The sequence below is a fragment of the Chryseobacterium sp. 'Rf worker isolate 10' genome, assembly GCF_050753305.1.
Classification (GTDB): Bacteria; Bacteroidota; Bacteroidia; order Flavobacteriales; family Weeksellaceae; genus Chryseobacterium.
The window spans coordinates 382,791-401,674 of record NZ_JBOZOF010000004.1 but is presented as its reverse complement, the minus strand read 5'-3'; the positions used below and the strand labels follow the sequence as shown (position 1 = coordinate 401,674).

General features: G+C 35.9%; 15 protein-coding genes. 5 read left to right on the top strand and 10 right to left on the bottom strand.

Going from position 1 to position 18,884, the window contains the following annotated elements; genetic code table 11:
- The first annotated feature begins 345 nt into the window (after positions 1–345).
- Complete coding sequence (locus LKL37_RS19765; RefSeq protein WP_431612151.1) at positions 346–3,213, top strand: M16 family metallopeptidase; 2,868 nt, start codon at positions 346–348, stop codon at positions 3,211–3,213.
- Between the two features lie 102 nt (positions 3,214–3,315).
- Here LKL37_RS19765 and LKL37_RS19760 read toward each other — a convergent pair whose 3' ends face one another.
- The 3 genes from LKL37_RS19760 to LKL37_RS19750 all read right to left on the bottom strand — a co-directional run bounded on the left by LKL37_RS19760 (position 3,316) and on the right by LKL37_RS19750 (position 7,601).
- Entirely contained in the window at positions 3,316–4,392 is a 1,077-nt protein-coding gene (locus LKL37_RS19760; RefSeq protein WP_431612150.1) for a GNAT family N-acetyltransferase, read from the bottom strand.
- On the bottom strand, positions 4,389–5,390 hold the full coding sequence (locus LKL37_RS19755; RefSeq protein WP_431612149.1) for a polysaccharide deacetylase family protein: 1,002 nt from the start codon (positions 5,388–5,390) through the stop codon (positions 4,389–4,391). The genes LKL37_RS19760 and LKL37_RS19755 overlap by 4 nt, the downstream gene beginning before the upstream one ends.
- Before the next feature lie 72 nt (positions 5,391–5,462).
- A complete protein-coding gene (locus LKL37_RS19750) occupies positions 5,463–7,601 on the bottom strand; it encodes a S46 family peptidase (RefSeq protein ID WP_431612148.1) in 2,139 nt (712 codons plus the stop codon).
- A 300-nt stretch (positions 7,602–7,901) separates the two neighbouring features.
- Between LKL37_RS19750 and LKL37_RS19745 the strand changes: the two genes are divergently transcribed.
- The gene (locus tag LKL37_RS19745; protein WP_431612147.1) at positions 7,902–8,390 is read left to right on the top strand and encodes a copper resistance protein NlpE; all 489 of its coding nucleotides are present in this window, start codon (positions 7,902–7,904) and stop codon (positions 8,388–8,390) included.
- A gap of 39 nt (positions 8,391–8,429) precedes the next feature.
- Here LKL37_RS19745 and LKL37_RS19740 read toward each other — a convergent pair whose 3' ends face one another.
- Positions 8,430–9,077 carry an MgtC/SapB family protein gene (locus tag LKL37_RS19740; RefSeq protein ID WP_431612146.1) on the bottom strand — a complete coding sequence of 216 codons (648 nt, stop codon included), beginning with the start codon at positions 9,075–9,077 and terminating at the stop codon, positions 8,430–8,432.
- Between the two features lie 147 nt (positions 9,078–9,224).
- On the opposite strand from LKL37_RS19740, the gene LKL37_RS19735 reads away from it, so the two are divergent.
- From LKL37_RS19735 to LKL37_RS19725, 3 genes are all read left to right on the top strand, one after another.
- Positions 9,225–9,782: a YdeI/OmpD-associated family protein gene (locus LKL37_RS19735; RefSeq protein ID WP_431612157.1), complete on the top strand. Its 558-nt coding sequence runs from the start codon at positions 9,225–9,227 to the stop codon at positions 9,780–9,782.
- Positions 9,783–9,794: 12 nt separating this feature from the next.
- Complete coding sequence (locus tag LKL37_RS19730; RefSeq protein WP_431612145.1) at positions 9,795–10,193, top strand: immunity 22 family protein; 399 nt, start codon at positions 9,795–9,797, stop codon at positions 10,191–10,193.
- A gap of 136 nt (positions 10,194–10,329) precedes the next feature.
- Positions 10,330–11,064, top strand: a complete 735-nt coding sequence (locus LKL37_RS19725) for a protein phosphatase 2C domain-containing protein (RefSeq protein ID WP_431612144.1) — start codon at positions 10,330–10,332, stop codon at positions 11,062–11,064.
- An 81-nt stretch (positions 11,065–11,145) separates the two neighbouring features.
- On the opposite strand, the gene polA is transcribed toward LKL37_RS19725, so the two are convergent.
- From polA to LKL37_RS19695, 6 genes are all read right to left on the bottom strand, one after another.
- Positions 11,146–13,980 (bottom strand): DNA polymerase I, encoded by a 2,835-nt coding sequence (polA, locus tag LKL37_RS19720; RefSeq protein ID WP_431612143.1) that lies wholly within the window; start codon positions 13,978–13,980, stop codon positions 11,146–11,148.
- A 239-nt stretch (positions 13,981–14,219) separates the two neighbouring features.
- Positions 14,220–14,633, bottom strand: coding sequence for a type VI secretion system tube protein TssD (gene tssD / locus LKL37_RS19715; protein WP_105704352.1), 414 nt, complete (start codon positions 14,631–14,633; stop codon positions 14,220–14,222).
- A 400-nt stretch (positions 14,634–15,033) separates the two neighbouring features.
- Complete coding sequence (tssD, locus tag LKL37_RS19710) at positions 15,034–15,447, bottom strand: type VI secretion system tube protein TssD (protein WP_105704353.1); 414 nt, start codon at positions 15,445–15,447, stop codon at positions 15,034–15,036.
- A 402-nt stretch (positions 15,448–15,849) separates the two neighbouring features.
- Entirely contained in the window at positions 15,850–16,602 is a 753-nt protein-coding gene (locus LKL37_RS19705) for a hypothetical protein (protein WP_431612142.1), read from the bottom strand.
- A gap of 250 nt (positions 16,603–16,852) precedes the next feature.
- The gene (locus LKL37_RS19700) at positions 16,853–17,548 is read right to left on the bottom strand and encodes a hypothetical protein (protein ID WP_431612141.1); all 696 of its coding nucleotides are present in this window, start codon (positions 17,546–17,548) and stop codon (positions 16,853–16,855) included.
- Positions 17,549–17,995: 447 nt separating this feature from the next.
- Positions 17,996–18,862 (bottom strand): lytic transglycosylase domain-containing protein, encoded by an 867-nt coding sequence (locus LKL37_RS19695; protein ID WP_431612140.1) that lies wholly within the window; start codon positions 18,860–18,862, stop codon positions 17,996–17,998.
- Positions 18,863–18,884 lie beyond the last annotated feature (22 nt).

Below are 18,884 nucleotides of genomic sequence, written 5' to 3'. Positions count from 1 at the left end.
AGCCGGGTGGGTTTGAGCGTCGGAGAGCACTGGCGCGAGGAGTATGAATGGATAGCAGGATGAAGCTCCTGAGAATGTTCGAGAGTGAGAGAGTCTGAGAGTTGGAGAGTGAGAGGGTTTGGAAGTTGGAGGATTGGGGAGAGAGTAATAAAGGTTATAATATATATATGAAAATAAGCCAGAGTGATCTATCTTAATCCACTTCTAACAGGGGTTTTTATTTTTATGATTCAAGTTTTCAACTATAAGAATAGATGTAATAGTAAGAAAAACCGGCCATCATCTTTTTTTGATTGCTTACATTTGTAGTGCATTCCGGATTCTAAGGAATGAAATGAGTTTTATATGACAGACAGAAAATATAAGGAAACGGTACATACTGATAAAAGCAACTACGAATATATTACGGTCACCCACGACGAAAATAACGTCAGAATTTATACCCTGAAAAATGGATTGAAGGTTTTTCTTGCTCAGAATCTCACTTCTCCAAGAATACAGACCTTTATTCCGGTAAGAACAGGAAGCAATAATGATCCATCCGATAATACCGGGCTGGCTCACTACCTCGAACATATGATGTTTAAAGGTACTTCCAGGATAGGGACTCAAAACTGGGAAAAGGAAAAGGTATTTCTTGGTCAGATTTCGGAACTTTATGAAGAACATAAGGCAGAACAGGATCCTGAAAAGAAAAAAGAGATTTATAAAAAGATTGATGAAGTTTCTCGGGAAGCAAGTCAATATGCTATCGCCAATGAATATGACAAAGCTATTTCTTCTCTGGGGGCCAGTGGTACAAATGCCCATACATGGTTTGATGAAACGGTATATAAAAACAATATTCCCAATAATGAACTTGAAAAATGGCTGAAGATAGAAAAGGAAAGGTTTTCTGAAATTGTACTTCGTCTTTTCCATACTGAGCTGGAATCCGTATATGAGGAATTCAACAGAGCACAGGATAATGATTCAAGACTCGTTAATTATGAATTAATGGACGCTCTCTTTCCTACTCATCCCAACGGGCAGCAAACAACATTAGGAAAACCTGAACATCTGAAGAATCCTTCTATGAAAACTATTCATAAATATTTTGACGAATATTATGTTCCTAATAATTATGCTTTGGTATTGGTAGGAGATCTTGATTTTGAAAAAACCATTCAATTAATTGACGTGTACTTTGGCAGCTTACCTTATAAGGAACTTCCTAAGAAGACTCCTATTATTGAAAAACCTATTACAGAAGTAATAAAAAGAACCGTAAAAAGCCCTACTACTCCACGTACCCAGCTGGCATGGAGAACAGACAGCTATGGAACCCGCGAGGCCATGCTGGCAGATATCACGGCCAATATCCTCAGCAACAGAGGTGAAGCCGGATTACTGGATCTGCACATCAATCAGACTCAAAAAATGCTTTGGGCACAAGCATTTTCTGTGGGATTGAAACAATATGGTTATTTCTCCATCGTTGCAGTTCCAAAGGAAAATCAAACTCTGGAGGAAGCAAAGGACATTGTACTGGAAGAAATTGAGCTGATCAAAAAAGGAGATTTCCCAGACTGGATGTTATCTGCTATTATTAATGATTTCAAACTTCAAAGAATGAAATCCCTTGAAACCTCAGAAGGACTGGCTACTAATCTTTATGACACCTATATAAAAGGAAGAACCTGGGAACAGGAACTGAATGAAATGGATGAATACGCTTCTTTTACAAAAGAAGATATCGTGAATTTTGCTAATGAATTCTTCAAAGAAAACTATGTTATCATTGATAAGGAAAAAGGGGTTAATGACAGATTGATCAGAGTTGAAAATCCAGGAATTACGCCTGTGAAGATTAACCGTGATACTCAGTCTGAGTTTTTAACGGAAATTTTATCTGATAAAACAGAAGATATCCAACCTGAATTCATCGATTATCAGAAAGCGATTACTACTGGTGAAGTGAAAGGAAAGAAACTGAGTTTTGTTAAAAACAAATATAACGATATTGCCCAGGTACATTTTATTTTCCCTTTTGGAAGTGATAATGACAGAGATCTGGCCATTTCAACCCAGCTGCTGCAATATTTAGGAACAGATCAATTTTCTCCTGAAGATTTAAAGAAGGAATTCTTCAAAATTGGAGTTACTAATGATTTCAAAACATTGCATGATCAGCTGACCATTACTTTAAGCGGACTGGAAGAGAATATAGAAAAAGGAATTGCTCTTCTTCAGCACTGGATGAATGATGTAAAGCCCGACCAGGATATCTACAGTCAGTTTGTGAAGAGTGTTATAGAAAACCGCCAGGCCACTAAAAAGGATAAAAACCGTATCATGACTGCCCTTACCAACTATACAAAATTGGGTAGTACCTCACGTTTTACCAATGTTATTTCTAAAGAAGAATTTGAAAGCAGCACTGCAGAAGTATTTACTGACAGAATGAAAAATCTGTTTAAAGCTTCTTATCAGATCTTCTTTTATGGTAAAAACTTTGAACACTTCAACCAATACATTGAGAAATATATTGAAACAGAAAGTCTTATAATCCCTGAAGCTAAGCAATATCCTGAGCCTGATACAGGCGGAAATGTTTATTTCATTGGTTATGATATGGTTCAGGTGGAAATGAGCAAAATCGGAAAAGGAAGTGAGGTAGATCCTCAGTATTTTGGTAAAGTAAATGTATTTAATGAATATTTTGGAAGAGGATTATCTTCCATTGTTTTCCAGGAAATGCGTGAGAGCAAAAGTCTTGCTTATTCTGCCTATGTTTCTTATGCAGCCAATTCTGAGCTGAAGCACCCTGATTATGTCACCACTTATATCGGAACACAGCCTGATAAGCTTATGATTGCTGTTGATACGCTGAATGAGCTTATGGAAGAACTTCCTGAAGTGCCTATTCAGTTTGAAAATGCCAGAAATGCTGCTCTTAAACAGATTGCTTCTACAAGAGTAAGCCGTGAAAATGTGTTTTTCAATACATTGAATCTGAAGAAACTGAATATTTATCATGATTTCAGAAAGAATATCTATGAGCAGATCCAGAATCTGAAATTTGAAGATCTGAAAGAATTTTATAAAACAAGAATCCAATCTGTCCATTTCAATACAGCCATTATTGGTAAAAAAGAAAACCTTGATATGAACGCTGTCAATAAAATGGGAACATTTAAAGAAGTCAGTCTGAAAGACATCTTTGGACATTAAAAAAACAAACCGCCTGATAGAATTATCAGGCGGTTTGTTTTTTAATAAATGATAATTGATCAATGATCATTCATAACTCATCATTTATAATTCATAATTTTTTTACGTCATCATGCAGTCTCCGTCACCATCCTGGTAATTGGGATTAAAATTCTTCGGAAGAAGTTCCAGTAAATCTTTATGAAAAAGATATTCTCTGTGAAAATCACGTTCATAGATATGGGAGAATGTTTTAGATTGCTGTATTGCCTTGTTCAGTTGGGTTTGATAACTTGTAAAACCTTTCACTCTATTGGTAATCATGAAATAATTGAGAAACCGCACAACCTCATCTAAATCAGCATTTGAAAAGAGGTAAGGAATTTTAAGATATCCATCGCGAAGCTGTAACAGCAGACAAGCTTTGAGTTTGTTATTCTGATCGAAAATCTTAATCCAGAAATATTTAAAGGTATCAGCAAAGCTTGAAAAGAGATATCTTTCATCTTTTCTCCCTTCCAAAACCCATGGATGATCTATAAAAGCATTGATTTCTTCCGCATCACGTACTCCTGAAAAATCAGTCATGAAATCAATGCTCTCTTTATCAATTCTTTCCAAAACCTCATATTTGAAATCAGGTTTCTGGGTTGGTAGATTCTTTATAGAGAGCAACAAATTGGCAGCGGCATCCAAAGTCTGAAAAAGAGGTTTCAAAGCCTTGGTTTCCGGTTTTTTCTCAGGAATCATTTTGGCAGCATCGGTTTTAAAGTAATACCTCTTCCCTTTTTTAGGAAAGACATATTCAAAAACACCCATAATATTGTAGAGTGCTTCTGCTTCTTTGGTAAATTCTGTGATGGCAATTCTGCCTTCATATTCTTCAAAAACCTTCTTCAACAGAGCCTTTGCTGGCTTTTTTTTTCTGTATTCGGGATTTACATATAAAGTGCTCAGCCACGCGTAACGGATTTCTTTTCCATCTATCACAAAAAGGTCTGGAAAACATCCTACGTAACCAATCAGCTTTTCTTCATAAAAAGCGAGAATAAGAAGTGTATCTTCATCTGCAGCTTTAGGATTTTTTAGGTGGGATAACGCACGATGCTTTGTAATTGGAAGAAAATCATATTGCTGGAAAGCACCAGAGGATATAAAATCTTCCAGTTCTTTTCTGTTGAATGTTTTCAGCACTATCATTCTCTTACAATCGTATTTTTATTAATCAGTTTTTTCAGTCTGAAATAAGCGATTTCTTTTTTCAGGATCTGTGCTCCGCTCTCTCCCATTTCCATTGGTATTCTTTGGAAATTTCTTTTTACACTATCCTGTTTTATTCCTGCGCATCCGAAACTGCAATAGATTTCCTTATTTTTAAAAAGCTCATCAAAAAAGTCTTTCCGTACTTCAAAATCGGTAAACGGAAATGCAAAACTTTCGTATAGGAAACCTTTTTCTTTTAAATAAGCAAAGGTTCTATCTGTTGTTTCCATCTGTTCTTTCAAGGATAGGTCTCTGTATTTAGGATGATCCCAACTGTGTGAAGAGATTCCAAAACCTCTTCGGGTAAGTTCTTTTAATTCTTCTGTGCTTAAATAAGGTTGATATTCTTTTGAATATGCTTTAAAATCTAACTCAAGTTTTTCTACAAGCCAGTCCAAAGTATCTTTTTCCTGATAATTTATGGATAAAATTTTCTTTTGTAAAACACCTTTCTCCACATCATTATTAAGAGAAAACATCCGATAAACTTCCGGATCTAAGGTTTTATTTTTCTCAACAGCGTCAGCAAGAAGACTTGCCTTGCATCTGAACATCATGTCTTCATTGTCTATGAAGGCCGGATTTACAAAATTACAGGCATAAATTCCTTTTCGTTCCAAAATGGGAGCTGCAACATCATAAAATTCTCTGAAGCCATCATCAAAAGTTAACAAAGCAATCTTTTTCTTAGGTTTAAAATTCCCAGAAGTAAATTCTTTAAACTCCTGCCAGTCTACAAACTGAAAATTCTTTGACAGATGATCCAGATCGTCTTCAAACTGTTTGGTAGTCTTATAACGGATCACGTGTTTTATATGGGAAAGTTCTTTGTCTGAAACACTGTGATAAAGCGGCAAACAGTAATCCAGCGGAAAAGATTTCCCGATATCCTCAGATTCGAAAGCTGCCAAAACACTAATGATCCTATCTTTCATCTTATTTAAAATAAAAAAGAATCTATTCAAAACTCAGTTCAAATAGATTCTTAAAGGTATAACTTTTAAAAATTATTTTATAATCTTCATTTCATCAACAAGCCACTTTGAGTCTGCAAACTTATCGATAATGAAAAGGATATATTTTGTATCTACCATGATATTTCTGCTGAAACGCGGATCATAGTTGATATCACTCATTGTACCCTCCCACTGTCTGTCGAAGTTTAATCCGACAAGGTTTCCGTTGGCATCAAGAGCAGGACTTCCTGAGTTTCCTCCTGTAGTGTGGTTGGTAGCAGTGAATCCTACAGGAACATCGCCTGTTTTATCTTTATAGATTCCGAAATCTTTTTTGTTGTAAAGATCAATCAGTTTTTTTGGAACATCAAATTCATAATCTCCCGGAACATATTTCTCCATTACGCCTGCAAGGTGAGTCTGGTAACCATAAGAAACGGCATCTCTAGGCGTAGAACCTTTTACTTTACCATATGTCACACGAAGTGTTGAGTTGGCATCCGGGAAGAATTTTCTGTCTTTATCCGTCTGCATCTGCTGAGCCATGAACTTCTTCTGCAAAGCATCAATTTTTGCCTGCATTGAAGTATATTGAGGATCTGCAGTTTTCATATACGTTTCTTTCATGGAAACATACAATTGGTAAATTGGATCTTTCTTTAGAGTTTTGATTAATTTATCCTGATTAGAAAATGCTTTATCAATATCTGTAGTCAATACTCCTCCGTTTACGGCTGTTCTTCCAGTGATGACAGAGTTTTTAGACATATCTTCAATGACAGGAATATTAGCATTCTCATCTTTATATTTGCTGAATCCTGCGGGTAAAAACTGTGGCGCTGTTTTATTCACATATAAAGCCAATAGTTTTGCTGTTACCTTAGCATCAAGTTCTGCACTGTAATCTTTGTAGAAAGAAGTTAGTTTCGTTTTTAACTTTGAAAGTTCCTTTTCATCCATTCTCCCTGCTTCTACAGAGGCTACGAAATCATAATAATCTCCTGCAAGCTTCAAAGTCTCAGCATTTCTAACGACTTCAGTGTAGTAAGCATTGTTTAATGCGTAAGGAGCCTGATCATTGTACAGTTTATTCAACTGATCCAAAGTAGTTTTGATCTCCGGATTTTTAGCGACTAAAGAACCTTCGTACATTACTTTCTTTTCTACCGCATTGGATTTTTTCAACCCTTCCACTTCACCGATCCACTTTTTCCAATAGTTGGCTACTGAAGCATATTTTGAAGCATATTTAATACGCGTTTCGTTATCAACACGCATTTTTTCGTCTAGAGTTTTCAACGCAACATCACGCACAGCAATTCTTGCAGGATCAATATCCTTCATGATCTTCTCTACACCAACTGCAGGAAGATATTCCGTGGTTTTTCCCGGGAATCCGAATACAAAAGTAAAATCGTTTTCGTTTTTATCTTTTATAGAAACCGGTAAGTAGTGTTTTGGAACGTAAGGTACGTTGTCTTTTGAATATTCTGCAGGTCTGTTGTTCTTGTCTGCATAGATTCTGAACATAGAGAAATCTCCGGTATGTCTGGGCCAAACCCAGTTGTCCGTATCACTTCCGAATTTCCCTATGCTTTGAGGCGGAGCTCCTACAAGACGGATATCTTTATACGTTTCGATGGTGTAAGCATAGTATTTGTTTCCATAATACATAGGCTTTACCATGATGGACTGATAAGATTCGATTTTCTGAGCGTTTTTGTATACCTCAATATTGTTGTTGATCTTTTTAGTCAGTTCAGGTTCTGTAAGATTATCTGTCCCTTCTAAAATCTGATCAGTAGCTTCTTTTATATCTACAATAAAATCTACTTTTACTCCCGGGTTTGGAAGTTCACCTTCTGTATTTTTTGCCCAGAATCCGTTAGAAAGAAGATCATTCTGAACGGTAGAATGTGCCTGAATCTGACCGAAACCACAGTGATGGTTGGTTAAAAGCAATCCTTTAGGCGAAATAATTTCTGCAGTACATCCGCCATTAAACTGTACTACTGCATCTTTAATGCTTGGTTTCTGAGGGTTGAAAATATCTTTTGCAGAAATCTTCATTCCCAAATCCTTCATTTCCTTTTCATTCAGCTCTGTAGGGATCCACATTCCGCCATATTGTTGTGCAAATGCCATTGCAGCAGGCAAAAGAAATACAGATAAAAGTATCTTTTTTGTCATAATCAAAATTTTGCCCCAATTTACAAAGAAAAATAGGAATAGGCTTTATAAAACACGTGGAAAAGTTATTATGGAGCTATTTTTACAATAATGAATAGTCAATAGTGAATCTTGCTTCGCAAGTGAATGGTAAGTATTTATGATCAGATGGCACTTCACTAAAAATAAAAATTGACAAGTAAAGCGAATTGACTATTGACTGTTTCACGATTCATTCAATCATCTTATTCTTCCCTCTGGCGTAATTTTTGTTCCTTGGAAGTCAAATTATTATTAAAAAACATCCTTAAATTAATTATTATGATGAAAAGCAAAATGCTCATGTTGGGAATGGCTTCCACTCTATTTCTTGCTTCATGTACTAAAAAAGAAACTATCGAAACAACTGCTACAACAACAGATTCTGCAACTGCTGTGCAACTTCCTGCCACAGACAGTATCACTAAAGCAACTCCTACAGCAGCAGGTGACACTTCTGAAAATGCTTTAGACTGGGCAGGTACTTATGAAGCGACAGTTCCCTGTGCTGACTGCCCGGGAATCAAGACTTCTTTAACATTGAATAATGATAAAACATTCAGCATTGCTGAAGAATATCTTGACAGAAATTCAAAAAATCAGGATAAAGGAACTTTTGCATGGGATGCTACGGGAAGCATGATTACTTTAAAAGGAAAATCTGCTAACTATAAGTATAAAGTGGGTGAAAATATGCTGATCCAACTGGATATGGAAGGAAAAGAAATTGACGGTCCAAACAAGGATCTTTATGTATTCAAGAAAAAATAAAATTAAAGGCTTCCGCCTTTATTTTTTTGTCTTACATTATTAAAACTGGTAAGCCTTAATCTTAGGATCATCTACCAAACGTCTGGTTAATCCTTCATGATGACTATTTTTTCCAGTAACTCTCCAGATAACCGTAAAACCTTCCTGTGAATACTGTTGTCTGATCATCAGATAGGTTAAACGATTTTCTTTAAAAATATTCTCACAATATTTAATATCCCCTGAACTGTTGACGGCTATTCTGTATTCTCTTATTTTATTATAATTATCAATAAAACTCTGAAGATACGTTAAAGCACTTAAAATGATTAATACTAAAGCAGTTCCTAGTAGTGCAATATAAACATACCCGGAACCTACTGCCATTCCTATGGATGCTGTAGCCCAGATGGTGGTTGCAGTGGTAATTCCTTCAATCTTATTATCTCCTTTAAAAATAACGCCTGCTCCCAAGAATCCGATTCCGGTAATGATATTGGCAGCAAGACGATCCGGATTGGCTACTCCTATTTTGATGGAAAGTATCGTAAACAGACAGGCTCCGAAACACACCAGAATAAAGGTTCTGAGGCCGGCAGATTTATTACGGTATTCTCGTTCAGCACCAATGAACAGTCCTAAAATAACAGAAATAAGAATAAGCAGCAATTCATTTTTAACAGCGTAATGGTCCTGAAGAAAATCCATTTTTTTCAATTTAAGCGTAGAATAAAATTACGACAAAAAATTCATCTGTAAAGCGATCAATCAACTTGTTTAGGGTAAGAAGATTTTATTGGACTGAAAAACTTTCGTAATATTACAGATTAAATGGAAAAGGCAAGTACCGGAGTTATGAAACCTACATTTTTTTCGACAAAAGAAGAATTCAGAGAATGGCTTGAGAAGCATCACGAAGATGAGAAAGAACTCTTAACGGGCTTCTACAAAACCGGTAGTGGAAAACCTTCTATGAGCTGGTCTGAATCTGTAGATCAGGCTTTGTGCTTTGGATGGATAGACGGAGTAAGAAAGTCAATAGATCACGAAAGTTATTCTATACGCTTTACTCCAAGAAAGTCTTCCAGTATCTGGAGCAATATCAATATAAAAAAAGTGGAAGAGCTCACCAAAGCAGGACTGATGACTTCTGCCGGTCAAAAGGCATTTGATCTCAGAAAAGAGCACAAATCCGGGATTTATTCTCATGAAAAGGCGGATGTATCTCTTGATCCGGTTTATCAAAAACAGTTTATGGATGATCCAGCTGCCTGGGATTTTTTTGAAAGTCAGGCTCCATCCTATAAAAAGGTGATTATCCACTGGATCACGAGCGCCAAGCAGGAAAAAACAAGATTTTCCCGACTGGAAAAAGTCATAGATATAAGTAAACAATCAAAAAGATTAGAATAAAAAAATTGTATTATGGATAAAGAAATTTCACACTTCTGGTTAGGATATTTCAAGAATGAAGAAGATTTTTACAGTTTCGTAGAAGAGGATGAAAATTATTATATAGAAGAAGAATCTGATGATCAGTATGTTTCTAAGTTCGCAGAATCCCAGAACATCAAGTGGTTTGACGATGATTTTATAGAATATGGCTTCGAGGATGAAAGTCTTAGTCTTTATGACAAGTTTGCAGAATATTCTTATGCTGACCAATGGATTCCGGTTCTGGAAAGAAAACTGAATGAACTAAGTCTGGACACTCCTGTGAATGCTATCATTTTCGCAACAAGATTTGTGATTCCCAATCCGGTTTCTGTAGAGAATGATGATTACTCATTGCATTATGTGGGTGAAATAGAATATGATATTTAATATCGGGAGACCAAACTGTTTTCCTGTCTGGCAACAAGTGATTTCATTGTACATGTGATCATTTGTTGCCATTTTTATATTCTATAATCAGGAAAAATGAGGTTATATCTTAAAAAAACAACTATTTTTACCTCTCATGAATTTATATTCTACCCTACAAATCGGAGATTATCATAGTAACCATTGTGAAGATGATCTTCTAATCAAAAAAATTAATTCGGAAAAAATAGTATGCGCTGTCATGGACGGTTGTTCTACCGCTTTGGACAGCCATTTTGCATCAACACTTTTTGGAAAAATTTTACGGAAAATCATTATTGAAGCTGGTTACAAAACATTATATGAAAAAGACAGCCAATACAGTTTGGAAAAAGAGCTCAAGGAAATCATAAAAGGTTTATTCAAAGAACTCAAATTTGTTAAAAATCATCTGATGCTGGATGAAAAAGAGTTATTGACCACTCTTATTATTTTAGTTTATGATATCAAATCAGACGAAGGATTAGTCTTAGCAATTGGTGACGGAGTTATTTGCATCAATGGAATCATCACAGAATTCGAACGCAATAACAAGCCAGATTATCTGGCTTATCACCTTCATGAAGACTTTGAAGACTGGTATTCTGGTCTATCGCAGAAAATATTTTTTGATCATTTAAATGATATTTCAATTGCTACTGACGGTATTTCAAGTTTTTCAAAAATTAAAAAGACAGATTCTTATGAAGCAATCAACGTCATCGACTATTTGATGATTGACAATCAAAATAATGATACGGAAGATATGCTCAACAGAAAACTTAAACAGCTGGAACATCACTTTGGGGTAAGGCCTGCAGATGATCTTGCAATAATAAGAGTGATAAAGTAAGACAATTCATTTTGTATTAAAAAACAAAACTTCCGCCCAAAAGACGGAAGTTTTTTTATCGTTAAGAATAAATCGTATTTATTAATGCGCTTCTAACCAGTTATCACCTACTCCAATTTCCACCAATAACGGAACCTGTGTTTTTAAGGCACTTTCCATTTCAGTTTTGATCAGTTTTGAAGCGGTTTCAATCTCGTCTACCGGAGATTCGAATATTAATTCGTCATGCACCTGAAGCAGCATTTTTGTTTTTAACTGTTGTTCTTCAAGTTCCCTGTCTATTTTAATCATGGCAAGCTTTACAACATCTGCGGCACTTCCCTGAACCGGTGCATTCACGGCATTTCTTTCTGCGTGACCTCTTACCACAAAATTGTTGGAATTGATATCTTTCAAATGACGTTTTCTTCCTAATATGGTTTCTACAAAGCCTAACTGACGTGCTTTATTCACTTGTTCTGCCATATATTCCTTCAGTTTCGGATAGGTTTCGAAATAGGCTTCGATCATCTGCTTGGCTTCTGTACGGGACAATCCGGTTTGTTCAGCCAAAGCAAAAGCTCCCTGTCCGTAGATAATCCCGAAGTTTACAGTTTTGGCCTGGCTTCTTTGGGTTTTGGAAACCTCATCCAAAGGAATTTTAAAAAGCTTGGCTGCTGTGGAAGCGTGGATATCTTCACCATCCTGGAAAGCTTTGATCATGTTATCTTCTCCTGAAATTTCAGCAATCAAACGAAGTTCAATCTGTGAATAATCGGCAGAAATAATCTTCTTTCCTTCTCCTGAAACAAAGGCTCCACGAATCTGCTGTCCTCTCACAGTACGGATCGGAATATTCTGCAGGTTCGGGTTTACACTCGCCAAACGGCCTGTAGCGGCTGTGGTCTGTGAGAAGTTGGTATGTACTCTGTTATCTTTTTTCTCAATCTGTGAAGGCAAAGCGTCTACATAGGTTGATTTTAATTTCTGATACGTTCTGTATTCAAGAATGTGCTTGATGATCTCATGCTTTGATGATAGTTTCTGAAGAACATCTTCGGAAGTTGCATACTGCCCGGTCTTTGTTTTCTTAGCTTTCGGATCAAGCTGCATTTTTTCAAACAAAATCTCTCCCAGCTGTTTTGGTGAATTCATATTGAATTCTTCTTCTGAAAGTTCAAAGATTTTAGTTTCTAACTGTTTCAAATCATTTTCAAGATCAATACTTTCCTGAGCCAGCCATTTTTCATCCAAGGAAATCCCTGCCAATTCCATTTTTGCAAGCACTTCCATCAGAGGCATTTCAATGTTAAAGAAAAGTTCCTCCAGATTTTCTTTTTTCAGCTGTGGTGCAAAAAGTTCATACAACTGGAAAGTTACATCAGCATCTTCAGCAGCATAATCTGTCTGTGTTCTCACATCTGCATCTCTGAAGCTGCCTTGTTTCTTCCCTTTCTTCCCGATAATGGTTTCAATAGATACCGGCTTGTAGTTCAGGTACACTTCTGAAAGGTAGTCCATCCCGTGTCTTCCGTCAGGATTCAGCAGGTAGTGGGCAATCATGGTATCAAACATAGCACCTTTCACGGTGATGTCGTATTGTTTTAAAACTTTATAATCGTATTTAAGATTGTGAGCAATTTTCAGCAGGTCTTCTTTTTCAAAAAACGGTCTGAAAATCTCCAAAGTCTGCAACACTTCTTCTCTGTTTTCAGAGAGAGGAATGTAATAAGCAAGTCCTTTTTTATAAGAGAAACTCATCCCTACTAATTCGGCTTCCAGCTCATTTAATGAAGTGGTTTCTGTATCAAAGCAAACCACTCTTTGCTGTAATAAATTATCTACTAATTTTTTTTGAGCCTTAGGATTGTCAATATACTGATAAAGATGATCATTATTCTCGATGGTAGATTTTGTAGAAGTAGCCTGTTCCAGTTCTTCAAAATTAGCAAAAAGATCAAGCTGCATCGCCTGTCCTTTCACTTCTGTTCCTGTTGAAGTCTGCTTCACTTCCACCTCACTCACAACTACCGTTTCTGCAGCGGCCGGAGCAAAAGCTCGGTAAAGGTTTTCGTACAGTCTTCTGAATTCAATTTCATCGAAGACTTCTTTTACTTTTTCAAAATCCGGAGTTTCAAGATCATACTGTTCCTGATGGAATTCTACGGGAGCATCACAGATAATGGTTGCCAGTTTTTTAGACAAAATTCCACGTTCAGCAGAAGCTTCTATTTTTTCTTTCAGTTTTCCTTTCAGTTGATCTGTATTGGCCAATAAAGTTTCGATATTACCGAATTCTTTAAGGAACTTCATCGCTGTTTTTTCTCCTACTCCATCAAGTCCAGGGATATTATCCACAGCATCTCCCATCATCGCAAGGAAATCAATCACCTGTTTCGGATCTTCAATTTCATATTTCGCTTTTACCTCATCTACTCCAAGAATCTCGATATCCCCACCTTTTAATCCTGGTTTATAGATTTTAATTTTATCAGTAACCAGCTGTGCAAAATCTTTATCCGGAGTTACCATGAAAGTGGTATAGCCCTCTTTCTCTGCCTTGCATGCAATAGTCCCAATAACATCATCAGCTTCATATCCTTCTACTCCCAGGCGTGGAATATGCATTGCTTCCAGAATTTTGTGGATGTATGGAACCGCAATTTTGATTGCTTCAGGAGTTTCGCTTCTGTTGGCTTTGTACTCTGAATAGTCATCAGTTCTTACACTAGCCTGCCCTACATCAAAAACTACTGCCAGGTGGGTAGGTTTTTCTCTTCTGATCAATTCGATCAGAGAGTTGGTAAAACCAAAGATGGCAGAAGTATCCAGTCCTTTGCTGGTGAGTCTCGGATTCCTGATTAATGCATAATATCCTCTGAAAATCATCGCATAGGCATCGATGAGAAACAGCCTTTTATCTTTTGTTGCGTCCATATTTTGAATAATGAACAAATATATGAAAATAGGCGTAAAAGTTGGTAGTCTGAGGAAGGGTTTCGGGATATCGGGTTGTGGGATTCGGGGTACAAAGTACGGGGTGCGAGGCGCGGGATATGGAAATAACTTTTTAACAGTAGTAGTTTTCCATTTTTTCTGCTTACTGCTAATTCTTCAAAAAACAGAACAGCATACCAATAGCATGCTGTTCCTTTCTTTATTTAAGTTGTATTGGATTATTTACCTGCTGAAGGCCATAGTCCAGCGAATTGAGAAGTACCGTAATCGATAGTTTCTGCACTCACTACGAAGCTGATCAACATACTGTTGCTGTCAATAGCGTCAAAATCTACTTCGTGCTGGATAACATATCCATTCTCCCATTTCAAAGTAATCAATGTTCCTTCTTCGTGAGATTTGTTGAATGTGATTTCTCCTACAGTCGGCTTATATTTACCGTTTAATAAGCTTTCAAGGATATCTGACTTTTCAGTAGCTTCTACTGTAACCTTGATTAATGCGTTAGAAGGGTCTGATGCTACACGCCCTGAAACGTCTGTAGATCTTGATACACTGTAGTTCATTTTTAACAGCTTTTGTCCTTCACCGTTGTTGAATTTTAAGATTCCTCTTGAGTTTCTTTCTGCCATGATTGTAAATTTTAATCGTTAGTAATAAATTGTAATTCAATAATTATATAACAAATATACCCCACTTGATTTTGAAAAAAAAGCATTCGAATGAAAATCTGAAAAAGTGTAGTAGTTCTACGATTTCATGTCGTAATTCTACGACAAAAGATTTAAAACGACATATAATACACTGCAAATAAATACATTAAACAAATTTTTAAATTAATAAAAACCTGCTATTTATTACACTTTAAAGAGAAATAATATCTTAAAAAAACATATTAAAAAGGAGCAAAAAGCCACCCATTTTCCATAAGTTAGCTACCCAGGTTGGGATTACATAAAAAAACAGAACAGTATACTCAGATGAGTGTACTGTTCTGTACCAATTTTATTTTTACTAAGATGATGAATAGGCTTATTTACCTGCTGAAGGCCATAGCCCAGCAAACTGGGAAGTACCATAGTCAATAGTCTCTGCACTTATTACGAAGCTGATCAGCATACTGTTGCTGTCAATAGCGTCGAAGTCTACTTCGTGTTGGATAACATATCCGTTCTCCCATTTCAGAGTGATGAGTGTTCCTTCTTCGTGAGATTTATTGAAAACGATTTCTCCTACTGTTGGCTTGTATTTACCGTTTAACAAGCTTTCTAGGATGTCTGACTTTTCAGTAGCTTCTACTGTTACTTTGATCAATGCATTGGAAGGATCTGATGCTACACGTCCTGAAACGTCTGTAGATCTGGATACGCTGTAATTCATTTTTAACAGCTTTTGTCCTTCACCATTGTTGAATTTTAAGATTCCTCTTGAATTTCTTTCTGCCATGATTGTAAATTTTGATCGTTAATATTTTGTGATTCGGTGATTGTTTAGCAAAGATAGAAGCTCTTTTCTGCTAAAAAAAGCTTTTGAATAGAAATCTGAAAATTTGTAGTAGTTCTACGATTTCTTGTCGTAATTCTACGACAATGGATTTAATAAATCTATTCAAAATATTATTAATAAAGGATTTTTAACTTCCTTAAAAAGAATAACAAAAACAATAATTTCCCACTCAAATGAGAAATATTAAGATTTTTTTAGTATAAAATTAGCATGATTTAACAAAAGTTTGAAACAACGGAAAACATTGCTGAATTATAACATAAAAAAAAAGAACCTCTCAGAGATTCTTCCTTTTTATATTTTAAACTAATTCATTTTCCTTAGGCTTAGTATAGAAACACATTAGAACTGTTCGACAATCATAGCTTCTTTTAATACAGCTGGAGAACCTACGTTAATTAAATTTCCCTCGAAACGATAAGTCGTTCCATCAGTAGGATCATATATTCTAAATATATTCAATTCATTTACTGATCCCACAACTGTACTTCCAGGAATATTATCCCAGCCTAAATCTGGATTTGGCGTAGGTGGTAATGACCCAGTACCTGCGAATACACCATATCCTTGACTAGGATTCGTCCAGAATTCATTAATAAATGTTGAAATACTTCTACTTCCGGTGCCGTTGTATTTAATTTGCCACATGCCTCCGACCACATTTGTACTATATCTAAAAGAATATAATCCATTTTGACTCATTACTTCAACACTCTTAAGAGCTGTAGTTAATTTTTGTTTAGTAACTGAAACTCCTACATTTGCAGAATTTACATTAATAACATTCCCACTTGAATCAGTACCAAGATAACCAGCAGCAGGCAGATTAGTCAATTTAAGACCGGAAGCCCCTGCCGTACCTGAAACGATTTCCAATTTATTGGTTGGAGTAACAGTTCCAATTCCTGTGTTGCCTGTAGATGTCACCACAAAATCATTAGCCTGCTGAGAGACTGTAGGAGCTCCCGTAGAGGCATTGTCTTTTGCTCCGTCAACATGAAAAGCTCCTTGTGGATTAGTTGTATTAATTCCAACTTGGGAAAATGCACTAACGAAGGATAAGAGTGCTAAAGTTGTAAAAATTTTTTTTTCCATTTTATTATGTTTTAGTATTTAAATTGATCAAGAAATCGCAGGATCTCTTTTCGGATATAAAGTTATATTCTGTTTCAAAATATCAGGTAGCATGGTAGTACATGAATGTCAGACAGGTGTTACATAGGCATATTTATTACATATATCCTTAGTAATGCCTCATAAATGGATTCGTATTTCATGGCAAACTCAAAATTTTGAAACACCAGAAAACATTCAACTCATTTCCTTTACCCTTAGTATAGAAACATTAGAATTGTTCAACAATCATAGCTTCGTTTAATACAGCTGGACTTCCAACATTCTTTAAGTTTCCTTCGAAACGATAAGTCGTTCCATCAGTAATATCATATATTCTAAATCTATTCAACTCATTTGCTGTTGTCACAGCTGTACCTCCAGAAATATTATACCAGCCAAATGATCCCCCCGTTGGTGTTAGTGTTCCAATACCTGTAGTGACAGTATATGCCGTTGGAGACAAGAATTTAATAACAAATGTTGAAATATCTCTACTTCCAGAACCGTTATATTTAAATTGCCAAAAACCTCCGGTTGCATTTGAACTATATCTAAAAGAATATAATCCATTTTGACTCGTCATTACAACAGCGTTAGTAGCTGGAGCTAATGACTGTTTAGTAACGGAAACTCCGACACTTGCAGAATTCACATTAATAATATTCCCACTTGGATCAGTACCAAGATAACCAGCAGCAGTCAGATTAGTCAATTTAAGACCGGAAGTTCCTGCTGTACCTGAAACGATTTCCAATTTATTAGTTGGAGTAACAGCTCCAATTCCTGCGTTTCCTGTAGATGTCATTACAAAATCATTAACCTGCTGAGAGACTGCAGGAACTCCTGTAGAAGGATTGTCTTTTGCTCCATCCACATGAAAGGTTCCTTGTGGATTAGATGTATTAATCCCAACCTGGGAAAACACACTGATGAAACACAATAGTGCTAAGATTGTAAAGTTCTTTTTTGTCATTTTATTATGTTTTATATTTTAAATTGATCGAGGAATCACAGGATCTCTTTTTCGGATACAAAGTTATGTTCCGTCTAAAAACATAAACAAGAATTAGGTAGTACACTGGTATTACACGTGTTAAAAACAAGGTATTACACAGGTATTACATTGACATCAAATACAGCTTAATAATGCCTCATAGATTGAAAATAATAAAATGAAATTGAATTTAAATTTTTAGGAAAAAACTATACATTATTTAAAAAATTAATACAATCTGAATGAGAATTTGGATAAAAACAAGAATTTGATTACATGCGATCCTATAAAAAGCATATTTGAAATACTATTTCTTTACCATAAAAATAGCAACCAGTCAAAAACTGATTGCTATTTTTATTTTAATCTGAGATTATTTTACTGTTGCTGCGTATTGGCTCCTTCTTTTATGGAACGAACCAATATTTTGTTTTTTCTAAGCAGAAAATCAGGCATTAAATCAATGGGAAGATAAAAAGGGCTTTCTCCTTTTTTTTGCAGTTCGTCTATAATCCCTGGATTCCAGGCAAGTATTTTATCCACGTCTATATTGAGTTCATCAGCAACCACATTCAGATTGAATCCTGCATTGATTTCTGTTTCTGAAAGTGCTGCTGCAGTTTCTTTTCTGTCTCCTTCAAAGAAAACTTTATTAATTCTTGATGAATTATAGTTGTTTAATACACTCTGAAGTTCTCCTGTTGCATAGCATGCATTAAGGTATTTCTTCACATGATTAATTGTTTCTAAGGGAAGGTACTTGGAAAACTCGTGGTATTGAGACGAACCTGCAGCCTGCATTGCTTTGGCAATATTTCCTTCACCACAGTTGTAAGCGGCTACTACTGTTACCCAGTTATTATATTTTTTATACAGGTTGCTTAAAGAAATAGCAGCTGTTTTTGTGCTTTTATAAAGATCGGTACGTCCCTGTTCTGTAAGTCCGTACTGGTTGGCATGCGCTGTCATAAACTGCCAGACTCCGACTGCTCCGGCTCCGGAGGTAATATTTCTGTCAAAATGGGACTCTATCAGAGCCAGATTTCTTAAATGTTTGGGAAGCCCTTTCTGAAGAAGCAGCTGTTCTATAAATTCTACCAGATCTTTATTGGCATTAATAATGCCTTTGTATTTTTTCACACTGCTTTCCGAGGTATCGGAAGCGGCAAGAAACTGCCCGTTTATCATAATAACGGATCCTAATAATAGAAAACCTGTAAAGATATTTCTGACAATTGTTTTCATTTTAATTGTATTTGTGAGCAAA